A 13,408-nucleotide genomic window follows, 5' to 3' on the forward strand; every position below is an offset into this window, starting at 1 on the left:
GCTTTAAAAAATGACAAAGGGAGGTTAGTATGGGTGGGGATCTTTAAGCGAATGAAAGAAGATATGGATGTTGTTTTTGAACAGGACCCGGCAGCCCGGACGTATATGGAGATTTTTTTGACTTATTCCGGCCTGCATGCCGTCTGGAATCACCGGGTTGCCCATTGGTTTTATAATAAAAGGCTATTTTTTATTGCACGGGCTATTTCACAGATCAGCAGGTTCTTTACAGGTATTGAAATCCATCCCGGAGCAAAAATTGGACGCCGCTTATTTATCGACCATGGCATGGGCGTCGTTATTGGGGAAACATGTGAAATAGGGGATAATGTTACCATATTCCAAGGCGTCACACTGGGCGGCACCGGGAATGAAAAAGGAAAACGCCATCCCACGATAGAGGACAATGCCTTGATCTCCACAGGAGCCAAGGTGCTTGGGGATATTGTTATTGGTGAAAGTTCCAAGGTTGGCGGAGGATCCGTGGTGCTTAAGGATGTTCCCGATCATTGTACAGTCGTGGGAATTCCCGGCAGAATTGTCAAGCAAAATGGCGAAAGGGTTAGAAGGGATCTGGACCATCATAAAATACCTGATCCTGTGGAAGAGCGCTGCAGACAGCTGCAGCAGGAAATTGATGAGCTAAAAGCAGAAATGGCAATATGGAAAGAAGGGAAACAGCATGTCGATTCAAATTTATAATACATTAAACCAGGAAAAGGAAGAATTCATTCCGCAGCAGGCTGGAAAGGTGAGTATGTATGTCTGCGGACCGACCGTATATAACTATATTCATATAGGGAATGCCAGGCCTGCGATTGTTTTTGATACAGTAAGGAGATACTTGGAGTACAAGGGATTTGATGTGGATTATGTGCTTAATTTTACCGATGTAGACGATAAAATTATTAATGCAGCAAAAAAAACGGGGGAAACGGTACAGGAAATTGCGGATAAGTATATTAATGCTTATCTGGAGGATGTGGGAGCTTTAGGTGTAAAAAAAGCAACCCATAACCCCAGGGTAATGGATACCATGGATGACATTGTTGCTTTTATTCAGGAACTGATTGATAAAGGCTTTGCCTATGAAGTGGAGGGCGATGTTTATTATAAACCGCGCAAGTTTGATGGTTATGGAAAGCTTTCCCATCAATCCATTGACGAATTGCGTGTGGGGGCCCGGATTCAGATAGGGGAGAAAAAAGAAGATCCTCTTGATTTTGCCCTTTGGAAAAACGCAAAAGACGATGAGATTTCCTGGGATTCTCCCTGGGGGAAAGGACGCCCCGGCTGGCATATAGAATGCTCTGCCATGGTGAAAAAGCACTTGGGGGAAACGATTGATATTCATGCCGGGGGGCAGGATTTAACCTTTCCGCATCATGAAAACGAAATTGCTCAATCCGAAGCCTTGACAGGGAAACCCTTTGCAAGATATTGGATGCATAATGGTTACATTAATATTGATAATGAAAAAATGTCCAAGTCGCTGAATAACTTTGTGCTTACCAGGGATTTAATAAATGCTCACGACCCTGAGGTAATCCGGTTTTTTATGCTAAGCGTACACTACCGTAATCCGATTAACTTTACAGAGGAGCTGCTGGAGAGTGCCAAGAACAGCTTTAACAGAATCAAAACAGCTTATCAAAACTTGGAGCACCGGAAACACTCCAGTATGAACCTGGTGAATGATGCAGACAACTGGATGGAAAAAATCAACAGCTTTAAGCAGGAATTTGAAAATGCCATGGATGATGACTTTAATACAGCAAATGCCATATCTGTATTGTTTGATATTACCAAGGAAGCAAACCAGTATATACAGCAGGATCAGACGCAGGCAAAAGTGATTGATGCTTTTCAGGCAGCCATGGAAACTTTTCTCCATATACTCGGTTTGGAAGCTTGGAGTAAGGATGAGCTTCTTGATGAAGAAATTGAGGCACTCATTGAAGAACGGAATGAAGCACGCAAAAGCCGGAACTTCGCCAGGGCAGATGAAATCAGGGATCAGCTGAAGGAGAAAAATATTATTTTGGAAGATACACCACAGGGCGTCCGCTGGAAGAGAGGCTAATTATGACACATGATGTTAAACAGATGAAAAGTCTGGCATTGGCCTATATGGGCGACGCTGTGTATGAGGTGCATATCAGGGAACATTTGCTGAAAAAGGGGCAGGTAAAGCCCCAGCAGCTGCACAATCAGGCTGTTAAGTTTGTTGCCGGAAAAAGCCAGGCAGATGTTATGTTGCATTGGCTGGAAACGGAATTTTTAACAGAGGAAGAAGAACGGGTGGCGGCCAGAGGAAGAAATGCAAAATCCGCCACCATTCCGAAAAATATTTCTGTCCAGACTTATCGCTACAGTACCGCTTTTGAAGCGTTAATAGGATATCATTTCCTGGCTGAAAATGAAGAAAGGCTGTCCGAATTGCTGCAAGAAGCCGTTTCATGGATTGAAGAGGGGAGGGAGCAGAATGAGTGAGGAATTGATCATAGGTAAAAACGCGGTCATCGAAGCATTAAAATCGGGAAGATCGGTCAATAAAGTGCTTATCAGTAAACAGTTGAACAGCTCCATGCAGGGAAAACTCATGCAGCTGGGGAAAAATGCAGGCACTGTCGTGCAGAAAGTACCAAAAAATAAGCTTGACCAGCTTTCTGCCAAAAACCATCAGGGTGTTATCGCCTATGTTGCTTCCTATGCTTACGCCAGTCTTGATGATTTGTTTGATGCTGCAGAACAAAAAGGAGAAGCTCCCTTTTTCATTATCCTGGACGGGCTGGAGGATCCGCATAATCTTGGCTCTATATTACGAACAGCAGATGCTGCCGGGGCACATGGGGTAATTATTCCAAAGCATCGTTCTGTCGGGCTGACACAGGCAGTTGCCAAGACGGCTGCAGGAGCTATCGAATATGTCCCTGTAGCAAGGGTCACGAATATTGCCAATACCATTGATGCATTAAAAGAAAGAAATGTTTGGATTGTGGGCACGGAATCGGATGCGACAGAAGATTACCGCAGGCTTGATGGTACAATGCCCATCGCTGTTATCATCGGAAATGAAGGGAAGGGCATCAGCCGTTTAGTCCAAAAAAAATGCGACTGGACGGTAAGTCTGCCCATGAAGGGAAAAGTTTCCTCGCTTAATGCTTCAGTAGCATGCAGTTTACTCCTTTACGAAATCTACCGGAAAAGACACCCGGCTGGTGAGTAAAATGGATGTATTGCTTGTTGACGGGTATAACATGATTGGCGCATGGGACGAACTAATAGAGCTAAAGGAAAAAGATATTGGACAAGCGAGAGACCGCTTAGTTGAAATAATGGCAGAGTACCAGGCATTTTCCGGCGACCGGGTAATTATTGTTTTTGACGCTTATGAAGTCAAAGGAACGATGAAAAAAACAAAAGCATTTAAAGTGGAAGTGATTTACACAAAAGAGAAGGAAACAGCAGATGAACGAATTGAAAAACTGGTAAAAAAGCTGAAAAATGTCGAAACTCAAGTATATGTCGCCACTTCCGATTATGCCGAGCAGCGCACGATTTTCGGGCAGGGCGCATTGCGTGTATCTGCCAGGGAACTGCTGATCGAGGTAAGAAACGTCGAGAGAAAAATCAAAGAAAATATCGAAGTGCGTAGCCAAGAGCCTGCCAGGTCAAAAATTGTCCTGGATGAGAAGATATTGGATCAATTTGAAAAATGGCGAAGGGGGGATATGTAGGAAAAAGGAATCATTTGCTGCATTCTCTCCTTTTGCCGTATTGACTAGCTTTAAGCGCTTACTGTATAATGACTTTACATTGAACATTATTAAGAACGATTTTTCAGGGCAGACAGTGTTCGGGCCGTGAATTCCGGATGTAGTTAATTGGATACAGAAATGCTCTATCAATCTAGGTTTCTATTTTTGTAAGTGACTGTGTTACTTTGGGGGGTCCATCCTAGTGAATGTCAAGCAAGTAGAAAAAGACCAGACCAATTTGCATATGCTTGATGATGAAGAGCTTCTCCGCAGGATTCATCAAGGAAGCAGTCACGCACTTGACGTGATCATGCATAAATACATAAACTTTGTACGCGCGAAAGCACGGACATATTTTTTAATCGGGGCGGATAAGGAGGATATCATTCAGGAGGGTATGATCGGGCTTTATAAAGCAATCCGCGATTATGACGGGGACAAGCTTTCCTCTTTTAAAGCATTTGCAGAGCTGTGTGTAACAAGGCAGATTATTACTGCTATCAAAACGGCGACAAGGTTTAAGCATATGCCGCTCAATTCCTACGTTTCCCTGGACAAGCCGCTGCGTGATGAAGATAAGGATCGGACGTTAATGGATGTCCTTGTTGGATCTGCGGAAATTGACCCGCAGGAACTGCTGGTTAACCGGGAAAACCTGGGTGATATGCAGCTGAAATTATCGGAACTCTTAAGCAGACTGGAAAAAGAAGTGCTGCAGCTCTATTTGGAAGGGTGCACCTATCAGGAGATTTCCGAAGAATTAAACCGCCATGAAAAGTCAATTGATAATGCGCTTCAGCGTGTAAAAAGAAAGCTCGAACAGCTCTTGAATACCAATGAAATCTCAACAAAGGACATTGACATAAGATAGACATGCATGCTACATTTATAAAGATTGCAGAATATGACGAAAAAATTCATGTGGAGTGAAAACATGAGTGTGAAGATTACGCTGGCCTGTTCAGAATGTGCCAGCAGAAATTATACTACAAGTAAAAATAAGTCGGCCAATCCGGAACGGCTGGAAGTAAAAAAGTTTTGTAGAACATGCGGTGAACATACACTGCACCGAGAAACAAAATAAAAAAGTTTAAATAGAGAATTAGGCAAAGTTTGGGGGTACAGCCATGTTTAAGTTCTTAAAGAACGTTTCCAGGGAAATGAAGAAGGTCTCCTGGCCCAAGGGAAAAGAATTAACAAACTACACAATTACTGTTATTGCAACGGTAGCATTTGTTGCGGTGTTTTTCTTCTTGATTGACCTGGGAATCTCGCAGCTTTTGAATCTGCTTTAATTTTTGGCAATGTGTGAACTCATAAATTTATAATTATAAACCATTTCAATCCAATTTGCTTTTTAGCTAATAAATAGAACTATTATATGCTATAATATAACTGATTTCATGAAAAGCCCGCAATGTCGGGTTTTTTAAATTGGGGAATAATATGTTCCTCATCGAAAAACAAAAGGTTTAAACTGTTTTTATTGTGCCTATAAATAAGAGAGATTGTTTTTTAGATGTTTATAGGAATGCAAGTGCGTTTGGTTTACACATAGATTACTAATCCGCCAAGGGAGGGAAGGGCAGCACGTTTGTCCTGTTATAATGGAGAAAAATTGGTATGTTGTTCATACGTATTCCGGGTATGAAAACAAAGTAAAAATGAATCTGGAAAAAAGAGTAGAGTCAATGGGCATGGAAGACAAGATTTTCCGTGTGATCGTCCCTGAAGATGAAGAAACCGAAATAAAAGACGGAAAAAAGAAAGTTACGAAGAAGAAGTTTTTCCCGGGCTATGTGCTAACGGAAATGGTGATGACGGATGACTCGTGGTATGTGGTTCGTAACACACCCGGAGTGACAGGCTTTATCGGTTCAAGCGGCGGAGGGACAAAACCTACTCCTTTACTGCCGGAGGAAGTGGAAAGTGTGCTTAAACGGATGGGTGTGAATGAGTCAGCTGTTCAGTATGATTTCGAAGTAAAAGATAATATCCGTGTGAAGGAAGGCCCGTTCTCTGACTTTTCGGGAACGATTGAGCAAATTGATACAGATAAACAAAAAGTAAAAGTGCATGTTAACATGTTTGGCAGGGAGACCCCGGTAGAGCTGGACTTCACCCAAATTGAAAAAATCGATTAAGTTTTTAACGGCAATACCTTGCATTAAATACAGTTTCATGCTAAAATTCTTTTGTTATTCTTGCTCTCTATGAAGAAGAGAGTTGGAAGACTTGAGTGGGAGGGGATGACCCTATTACCACATCACGGACTTTAAGGAGGTGTGTCTCGTGGCTAAAAAAGTAATTAAACTGGTAAAACTGCAAATTCCGGCAGGCAAAGCGAACCCTGCACCACCGGTAGGACCTGCATTAGGTCAGGCGGGTGTGAATATCATGGGATTTTGCAAGGAATTTAACGCACGTACACAGGATCAGGCCGGCATGATTATTCCGGTTGAGATTACGGTGTTTGAAGACCGCTCATTTACATTTATTACAAAAACCCCGCCTGCAGCTGTTCTGTTGAAAGATGCGGCTGGTATTGATACTGCATCAGGGGAACCGAATCGTAATAAAGTCGCTACTGTAAAACGCGATAAAGTAAAAGAAATTGCCGAAACAAAAATGCAGGATCTGAACGCTGCTGATGTGGAAGCGGCAATGCGCATGGTAGAAGGAACTGCCCGCAGCATGGGCATCACGATTGAAGATTAATTTACATTGGCAAATAACCGGGTTGCGACTGTTATTTTCATCGCAGCCTTTTTCATGAAAGCCGGCGGGGGGATAGCATTGCCTGCCATGGCTTTTACGGGTCGGCGTTTAAACGTTCACCTTTGTCATCTGAAAAAACAATCGCTGTTTTTTCAAGTGGGAGGTCTTACCGTTATAACCACAATATGAGGAGGAAATAAAATGGCTAAAAAAGGTAAGAAACATCAGGAAGCATTGAAGCTTGTTGATCGTTCTAAATCATATGATATTGAAGAAGCAATTAACTTATTAAAAGAAACTGCAAAAGCAAACTTTGATGAAACCGTTGAGGCAGCATTCCGCCTTGGCGTAGATCCGAAGAAGGCGGATCAGCAAATCCGCGGTGCGATGGTTTTGCCGCACGGTACAGGAAAAACCCAGCGTGTGCTGGTTTTTGCTAAAGGAGATAAAGCCAAAGAAGCAGAAGCTGCCGGCGCAGATTATGTCGGTGAGTCTGATTATATTAATCGAATTAACCAGGGATGGTTCGAATTTGATGTGATCGTGGCAACACCTGATATGATGGCTGAGGTTGGTAAGCTTGGCCGTGTGCTTGGACCAAAAGGCTTAATGCCGAACCCTAAAACCGGTACGGTTACATTTGAAGTGGAAAAAGCGGTAAAAGATATTAAAGCCGGTAAAGTAGAATACCGTGTGGATAAATCCGCCAACGTTCATGTGCCAATTGGAAAAGTTTCCTTTGAAGAAGAAAAGTTACAGGAAAACTTTGCTGCACTTACCGAACAGCTTGTAAAAGTGAAGCCGCAATCTTCTAAAGGAATATATTTGAAAAATGTTTCTGTGTCATCTACGATGGGTCCTGGAATCAAAGTGGATGTATCTAAATACCGCTAAATACAGGTATTGACTTTTTAAAGCACATTCGTTATAATGAATGGCGTTATATTAATGAATACGTTGTACCGTAGACAGCAGGGGCTTTTATAAGCTTAATATCCTGCCGAGGTGTTTTATAAACAGATTGGTTAAACCAATGATGGTTTTCCTTTGTTTTCTAAAGCTCCCCTGTCTGCCTGTGGGAGCTTTTCCTATGCGGTATAATTAAGTAAAAGAATTGCTGAACAGGAGGTGGAAGAATGTCTGCAAATATCGAAGCGAAGAAAAAACTGGTGGATGAAATAACGGAAAAATTCCGTGAAAGCGAAACTTCCGTTGTGGTTGACTACCGTGGTCTCAATGTTGCTGAAGTAACCGAACTCCGTAAACAGCTGCGGGAAGCCGGCATTGATTTTAAAGTCTACAAAAACACAATGACCCGCCGTGCTGCGGAAGCTGCTGAATTAAACGACTTAAGTGATACACTCGTTGGACCGACTGCAGTAGCATTCAGTAATGAGGATGTGGTGGCACCGGCACGGATTTTAAACAACTTTGCCAAAGATCATGAGGCACTTGAAATAAAGGGCGGAGTGATCCAGGGGAAAGTTGCTTCAATGGATCAGTTGAAAGAGCTTGCTGACCTGCCGAACTACGAAGGAATGGTTTCTATGCTGCTTAGCGTACTTCAGGCTCCAATGCGCAACTTTGCATATGCTGCAAAAGCAATTGCTGATCAAAAAGAAGAAGAAGGCGCATAAAAGAATGTGCTTTGTCGTGCAATAAACAATAAAATTCCGGGCGATGACCGGAAAAAACATGAAAAATCAGGAGGAAAAACCATGGAAAAAGAGCAAATTATAGATGCGATTAAAGAAATGTCCGTATTGGAATTAAATGATTTAGTAAAAGCAATCGAAGAAGAATTTGGAGTAACAGCTGCAGCTCCAGTAGCAGTAGCTGGCGGCGGTGGCGGCGGTGAAGCTGCTGAAGAGCAAACTGAATTTGATGTAATGCTTAATGCTGCAGGCGACTCAAAAATTAAAGTTGTTAAAGCGGTACGTGAAATTACCGGTCTTGGCCTGAAAGATGCAAAAGACCTGGTTGACAATGCGCCAAAAGCAATTAAAGAGGGCGTCGCAAAAGAAGAAGCTGAAGAAGTGAAAACCAAGCTTGAAGAAGCTGGTGCAGAAGTAGAAGTGAAGTAGTTCTTTATATATTATAAGCTCGTCGTAAACAGCGGCGGGCTTTTCCATCTTATCGGCGCGGGCAGGAAATTCCCGCTTTTTCTATCTCCATAGGAAATTCAATGATAAAAGTAGGTGCCAGATGACAGAGCATTACTTTTCACAACAACCCCAATCAAAAAGTTCACCAAAGAAATGGGATTTTGTATTAAAGGGAAAAAAATATATATTTACAAGTGATGCGGGCGTATTTTCAAAAAATGAAGTGGACCCCGGCTCCCGGCTTCTGATTGAAAAGTTTTATGCACCAGAGACAGCGGGCGACTTATTGGACCTGGGCTGCGGATACGGTCCGATAGGGATTGCTCTAGCCGGGTATTACGAAGACAGGCATATTGTTATGGCTGATGTAAATGAAAGGGCCCTTTCACTAGCTGAACAAAATGCCCGTGATAACGGAATAAAAAATGTGGAATTTGTTAAAAGCGATCGGTTTAACAGTCTGAAAGAAAGAGAATTTGCAAGCGTCATTTCCAATCCGCCGATCCGGGCGGGAAAAAAAGTGGTGCACCAGATGTTTGAAGAATCAAAGAAAGCATTAAAAAATGCAGGGGAATTATGGATCGTTATCCAGAAAAAGCAAGGAGCCCCTTCCGCAAAGAAAAAACTGGAGCAATTATTCAATGAAGTTGAAGTAGTTGCGAAACATAAAGGGTATTATATCATTCGGGCGATAAACATTTGATTTGTATTACTCATTATGATAAGATAGATAAATGCTAACATGGGGATATCTTTGTCAAGAGGTATTTTCATGAAATTGAAATGTATAGATCATTGGTGTTTGGAAACAATGGTAAAATTGGGGAAAACCGCATACTATTTTCGGATCCGCGGGTGTGAAGTATTCCCGCTCCTTTGAATAGGTATCTGGGATCCAATTTACTGCCTTTGATTACTGACCACTGGTATTGTCTGGAATGAATCAGTGAACCATTGGCAATATTTATGTCTGTGGCATAAGTTCAAAAAACAAAACTGAAGATTTTCTTTGGTTTCGTTTTTCTTAAATATAGTAGTCCATCTACCATAATTAGTATCATTTAAGGGGTGAAGCAGTTGACAGGTCAACTAGTTCAATATGGACGGCACCGAAAGCGCAGAAGCTATGCGCGCATCAGTGAAGTGTTGGAGCTGCCTAATTTAATCGAAATTCAAACCGCTTCCTATGATTGGTTTTTGGAAGAGGGTTTGCGGGAAATGTTTCAGGATATTTCCCCGATAGAGGACTTCACAGGGAATCTATCACTGGAATTTGTCGATTATAGTTTGGGTGAGCCCAAATATCCCGTGGAAGAGTCAAAGGAAAGGGATGTCACATATAATGCTCCGCTTCGTGTAAAGGTCAGATTAATTAATAACGAGACCGGCGAAGTAAAAGAACAGGAAGTTTTTATGGGTGATTTTCCACTCATGACCGATACCGGTACTTTTATCATTAATGGAGCAGAGCGTGTCATTGTTTCACAGCTAGTACGCTCACCAAGTGTTTATTATAACGATAAAATCGATAAAAATGGAAAAAAAGGTTTTACTGCGACGGTAATTCCAAATCGCGGTGCCTGGCTGGAATTTGAAACAGATGCCAAGGATATCGTGTATGTCCGAATTGACCGGACACGCAAACTGCCGATCACAGTGCTTTTGCGTGCGCTTGGATTTGGAGATGATCAGGAAATTGTGGACCTTTTAGGCGAAAATGAGTACTTGCGAAACACGCTTGAAAAGGATAACACAGAGTCAACGGAAAAAGCACTCCTGGAAATCTATGAACGTCTGCGTCCCGGAGAACCGCCAACAGTGGAAAACGCTAAAAGCTTATTGGTCTCACGCTTTTTTGATCCTAAAAGGTATGATTTAGCCCATGTTGGACGCTATAAAATGAATAAAAAACTGCACATAAAAAACCGGCTGTTCAACCAGGTGCTGGCAGAAACAGTAGTTGATCCGGAAACCGGAGAAGTGCTGGCACAAAGAGGCGATAAAATAGACCGCAAGCTATTGGATAGACTGATGCCATTTCTTGAAAATGAAGAAGAAAAGCTTGGCGAAAAAGTATTGACGCCACAGGACGGTGTGCTGGACGATGAAATAGGACTTCAGTCAGTTAAAATTATCGATCCTTCAGATCCCGATGGAGAAAGGGAATTGACTGTCATCGGTAATGGAGCGGTGGACAAAAAAATTAAAAACATTACACCGGCAGATATTCTGGCTTCTATCAGTTATTTCTTTAATCTGCTTCACCAGGTAGGGGATACGGATGATATTGATCATCTCGGAAACCGCCGGCTCCGTTCGGTTGGGGAATTGCTTCAGAACCAATTCCGTATTGGTTTATCCCGTATGGAGCGTGTCGTTCGTGAACGGATGTCCATTCAGGATACATCCAGTATAACACCGCAGCAGCTTATCAATATACGTCCGGTGATTGCGTCCATTAAGGAATTTTTCGGGAGCTCACAGCTCTCTCAGTTTATGGACCAGACAAATCCACTGGCTGAGCTGACGCACAAGCGCCGTTTATCTGCTTTGGGTCCGGGTGGACTGACTCGTGAAAGAGCGGGCTTTGAAGTGCGTGACGTACACTATTCCCATTACGGGCGGATGTGTCCGATTGAAACGCCGGAAGGTCCGAACATCGGGCTGATCAACTCACTTTCCAGCTATGCTAAAGTGAATAAGTTCGGCTTTATTGAAACACCATACCGCAGAGTCGATCCGGAAACAGGGAAAGTCAGCGCACAAATTGATTACTTAACTGCCGATGAACAGGATAATTATGTTGTAGCCCAGGCAAATGCGCTATTGGACGAAGACGGCAGATTCCAGAACGAAGAAGTCGTTGCCCGCTTCCGTGAAGAAAACGTTGTTGTCTCCAGAGACGAGATTGACTATATGGACGTATCACCGAAGCAAGTAGTGTCTGCTGCAACAGCCTGTATTCCGTTCCTGGAAAATGATGACTCCAACCGTGCTCTAATGGGTGCCAACATGCAGCGTCAGGCGGTTCCATTGATGAACCCGGAAGCGCCGATTGTCGGTACTGGAATGGAGTACGTAAACGGAAAGGACTCCGGTGCGGCGATTATTTGCAGAAATGATGGAGTTATTGAAAGAGTAGAGGCTAAAGAGATTCATGTCCGCCGAATTTCCGAGGTTGATGGAAAAGAAGTAGAAGGCGACGTGGATGTTTACAGACTGGAAAAATTTATCCGTTCCAACCAGGGAACATGCTATAACCAGCGTCCGATCATTAAAGAAGGGGATCGTGTAGCCAAAGGTGAAATCCTTGCCGACGGACCTTCCATGGAAGACGGAGAACTGGCTCTGGGTCGCAATGTGCTTGTCGGATTTATGACCTGGGAAGGGTATAATTATGAAGATGCCATCATTATGAGCGAAAGACTTGTAAAAGATGATGTATATACATCGATTCACATTGAAGAATATGAATCTGAAGCCCGTGATACAAAACTTGGGCCGGAGGAAATTACGAGAGACATCCCCAACGTTGGGGAAGATGCACTGAAGAATCTGAATGAGCAGGGAATCATCCGGGTCGGTGCCGAGGTGACAGACGGGGACATTCTCGTAGGAAAAGTTACTCCAAAAGGGGTAACGGAATTATCCGCAGAGGAACGTCTTCTGCATGCCATCTTTGGCGAAAAAGCCCGCGAAGTGCGCGACACTTCCCTCAGAGTGCCGCATGGTGCCGGCGGAATTGTACTGGAAGTAAAGATATTCAACCGGGAGGACGGGGATGAACTGCCACCTGGGGTAAATCAGCTGGTGCGTGTTTATATTGTCCAAAAACGCAAAATCAATGAAGGGGATAAAATGGCCGGGCGTCATGGAAATAAAGGTGTTATTTCCAAAATTCTGCCTGAGGAAGATATGCCATTTTTACCTGATGGAACCCCTGTTGATGTCATGCTTAACCCGCTTGGCGTGCCGTCGCGTATGAATATTGGACAGGTGTTTGAATTACATCTCGGAATGGCGGCAAAACAGCTTGGCATTCATGTGGCATCACCGGTATTCGACGGTGCTACAGAAGAGGATGTATGGGAAACACTGGAAGAGGCAGGCATGCCGCGGGATGCAAAAACGGTACTTTACGATGGGCGTACGGGAGAACCGTTTGATAACCGTGTATCCGTCGGTGTTATGTACATGATTAAGCTTGCCCATATGGTAGATGACAAATTGCACGCACGTTCTACCGGACCGTATTCCCTTGTTACACAGCAGCCGCTTGGCGGTAAAGCCCAATTCGGCGGGCAGCGTTTCGGGGAAATGGAAGTTTGGGCCCTGGAAGCGTACGGTGCAGCTTATACACTGCAGGAAATATTAACTGTGAAATCGGATGATGTAGTAGGCCGTGTCAAAACGTATGAATCTATTGTAAAAGGCGATAATGTGCCTGAAGCAGGAGTGCCGGAATCCTTCAAGGTTCTGATCAAAGAGCTGCAAAGCCTTGGCATGGATGTCAAAATGCTCTCCAGTGATGAAGAGGAAATTGACATGCGTGAATTAGAGGAAGAAGAGACGCAGCAAACAAGCAAGCTGAATTTAGAAGTGGAAGGCACGTAAGAAAGCATCAATAAAACTGGAGGGAGTCAGCCGAAAAAGCGGCTGACCTCCAGTTCCATATAGATGAATCAGTAACCTTCGCTAATCTGTAGTTTGGCAAAAGCAGGTCAAAAACGTTTTTCAGCAGACATGAAAGCATGAGCTTTTCTGCCTGCATAAATGCTGCTTAGGCTAATTTTTACCTTAAAGGGCTAAAGACATAAGCTTAAG

Annotated in this window: 15 protein-coding genes and 1 other annotated feature; all 15 genes read left to right on the plus strand. The window is 43.3% G+C overall.

The features are described 5' to 3' along the window. The first annotated feature begins 33 nt into the window (after window positions 1-33). The 15 genes from cysE (at window position 34) to rpoB (ending at window position 13,198) form a co-directional block, all read left to right on the plus strand. Window positions 34-702, plus strand: a complete 669-nt coding sequence (gene cysE / locus GHD25_RS16030; protein ID WP_205601376.1) for a serine O-acetyltransferase — start codon at window positions 34-36, stop codon at window positions 700-702. Continuing rightward, window positions 683-2,083 (plus strand): cysteine--tRNA ligase, encoded by a 1,401-nt coding sequence (gene cysS / locus GHD25_RS16035; RefSeq protein WP_164218701.1) that lies wholly within the window; start codon window positions 683-685, stop codon window positions 2,081-2,083. The genes cysE and cysS overlap by 20 nt, the downstream gene beginning before the upstream one ends. A gap of 2 nt (window positions 2,084-2,085) precedes the next feature. Beyond that, complete coding sequence (locus GHD25_RS16040) at window positions 2,086-2,493, plus strand: Mini-ribonuclease 3 (RefSeq protein WP_164218703.1); 408 nt, start codon at window positions 2,086-2,088, stop codon at window positions 2,491-2,493. Next, window positions 2,486-3,229, plus strand: a complete 744-nt coding sequence (rlmB, locus tag GHD25_RS16045; protein ID WP_164218705.1) for a 23S rRNA (guanosine(2251)-2'-O)-methyltransferase RlmB — start codon at window positions 2,486-2,488, stop codon at window positions 3,227-3,229. Before GHD25_RS16040 ends, rlmB begins: the two co-directional genes overlap by 8 nt. Before the next feature lies 1 nt (window position 3,230). Beyond that, window positions 3,231-3,740, plus strand: a complete 510-nt coding sequence (locus tag GHD25_RS16050; RefSeq protein ID WP_164218858.1) for an NYN domain-containing protein — start codon at window positions 3,231-3,233, stop codon at window positions 3,738-3,740. A 223-nt stretch (window positions 3,741-3,963) separates the two neighbouring features. After that, on the plus strand, window positions 3,964-4,632 hold the full coding sequence (gene sigH / locus GHD25_RS16055) for an RNA polymerase sporulation sigma factor SigH (protein WP_164218707.1): 669 nt from the start codon (window positions 3,964-3,966) through the stop codon (window positions 4,630-4,632). Between the two features lie 63 nt (window positions 4,633-4,695). Next, complete coding sequence (gene rpmG, locus GHD25_RS16060; protein ID WP_164218709.1) at window positions 4,696-4,845, plus strand: 50S ribosomal protein L33; 150 nt, start codon at window positions 4,696-4,698, stop codon at window positions 4,843-4,845. Window positions 4,846-4,888: 43 nt separating this feature from the next. Continuing rightward, entirely contained in the window at window positions 4,889-5,056 is a 168-nt protein-coding gene (gene secE / locus GHD25_RS16065; RefSeq protein ID WP_164218711.1) for a preprotein translocase subunit SecE, read from the plus strand. A gap of 312 nt (window positions 5,057-5,368) precedes the next feature. Continuing rightward, entirely contained in the window at window positions 5,369-5,905 is a 537-nt protein-coding gene (nusG, locus tag GHD25_RS16070; protein WP_164218713.1) for a transcription termination/antitermination protein NusG, read from the plus strand. 148 nt (window positions 5,906-6,053) lie between these two features. Further along, window positions 6,054-6,479, plus strand: a complete 426-nt coding sequence (gene rplK / locus GHD25_RS16075; protein WP_164218715.1) for a 50S ribosomal protein L11 — start codon at window positions 6,054-6,056, stop codon at window positions 6,477-6,479. 201 nt (window positions 6,480-6,680) lie between these two features. Continuing rightward, on the plus strand, window positions 6,681-7,373 hold the full coding sequence (rplA, locus tag GHD25_RS16080; RefSeq protein ID WP_164218717.1) for a 50S ribosomal protein L1: 693 nt from the start codon (window positions 6,681-6,683) through the stop codon (window positions 7,371-7,373). Window positions 7,374-7,423: 50 nt separating this feature from the next. Beyond that, window positions 7,424-7,577: a sequence feature (ribosomal protein L10 leader region), on the plus strand. A 38-nt stretch (window positions 7,578-7,615) separates the two neighbouring features. Next, window positions 7,616-8,116, plus strand: coding sequence for a 50S ribosomal protein L10 (rplJ, locus tag GHD25_RS16085; protein ID WP_164218719.1), 501 nt, complete (start codon window positions 7,616-7,618; stop codon window positions 8,114-8,116). Window positions 8,117-8,197: 81 nt separating this feature from the next. Further along, on the plus strand, window positions 8,198-8,563 hold the full coding sequence (gene rplL / locus GHD25_RS16090; protein ID WP_164218721.1) for a 50S ribosomal protein L7/L12: 366 nt from the start codon (window positions 8,198-8,200) through the stop codon (window positions 8,561-8,563). Between the two features lie 121 nt (window positions 8,564-8,684). Next, the gene (locus tag GHD25_RS16095; RefSeq protein WP_164218724.1) at window positions 8,685-9,287 is read left to right on the plus strand and encodes a class I SAM-dependent methyltransferase; all 603 of its coding nucleotides are present in this window, start codon (window positions 8,685-8,687) and stop codon (window positions 9,285-9,287) included. A 374-nt stretch (window positions 9,288-9,661) separates the two neighbouring features. Then, entirely contained in the window at window positions 9,662-13,198 is a 3,537-nt protein-coding gene (rpoB, locus tag GHD25_RS16100; protein ID WP_164218726.1) for a DNA-directed RNA polymerase subunit beta, read from the plus strand. Window positions 13,199-13,408: the final 210 nt, after the last annotated feature.

It is taken from the genome of Virgibacillus aidingensis (genome assembly GCF_010994035.1).
Classification (GTDB): Bacteria; Bacillota; Bacilli; order Bacillales; family Amphibacillaceae; genus Virgibacillus_N.

Excerpts from the sequence above, each read along its gene's own strand:
- cysS (WP_164218701.1), top strand. The coding sequence starts at position 683 with ATGTCGATTCAAATTTATAATACATTAAACCAGGAAAAGGAAGAATTC.
- GHD25_RS16040 (WP_164218703.1), top strand. The coding sequence starts at position 2,086 with ATGACACATGATGTTAAACAGATGAAAAGTCTGGCATTGGCCTATATG.
- rlmB (WP_164218705.1), top strand. The coding sequence starts at position 2,486 with ATGAGTGAGGAATTGATCATAGGTAAAAACGCGGTCATCGAAGCATTA.
- GHD25_RS16050 (WP_164218858.1), top strand. The coding sequence starts at position 3,231 with ATGGATGTATTGCTTGTTGACGGGTATAACATGATTGGCGCATGGGAC.
- rpmG (WP_164218709.1), top strand. The coding sequence starts at position 4,696 with ATGAGTGTGAAGATTACGCTGGCCTGTTCAGAATGTGCCAGCAGAAAT.
- secE (WP_164218711.1), top strand. The coding sequence starts at position 4,889 with ATGTTTAAGTTCTTAAAGAACGTTTCCAGGGAAATGAAGAAGGTCTCC.
- nusG (WP_164218713.1), top strand. The coding sequence starts at position 5,369 with ATGGAGAAAAATTGGTATGTTGTTCATACGTATTCCGGGTATGAAAAC.
- rplA (WP_164218717.1), top strand. The coding sequence starts at position 6,681 with ATGGCTAAAAAAGGTAAGAAACATCAGGAAGCATTGAAGCTTGTTGAT.
- rplJ (WP_164218719.1), top strand. The coding sequence starts at position 7,616 with ATGTCTGCAAATATCGAAGCGAAGAAAAAACTGGTGGATGAAATAACG.
- rplL (WP_164218721.1), top strand. The coding sequence starts at position 8,198 with ATGGAAAAAGAGCAAATTATAGATGCGATTAAAGAAATGTCCGTATTG.
- GHD25_RS16095 (WP_164218724.1), top strand. The coding sequence starts at position 8,685 with ATGACAGAGCATTACTTTTCACAACAACCCCAATCAAAAAGTTCACCA.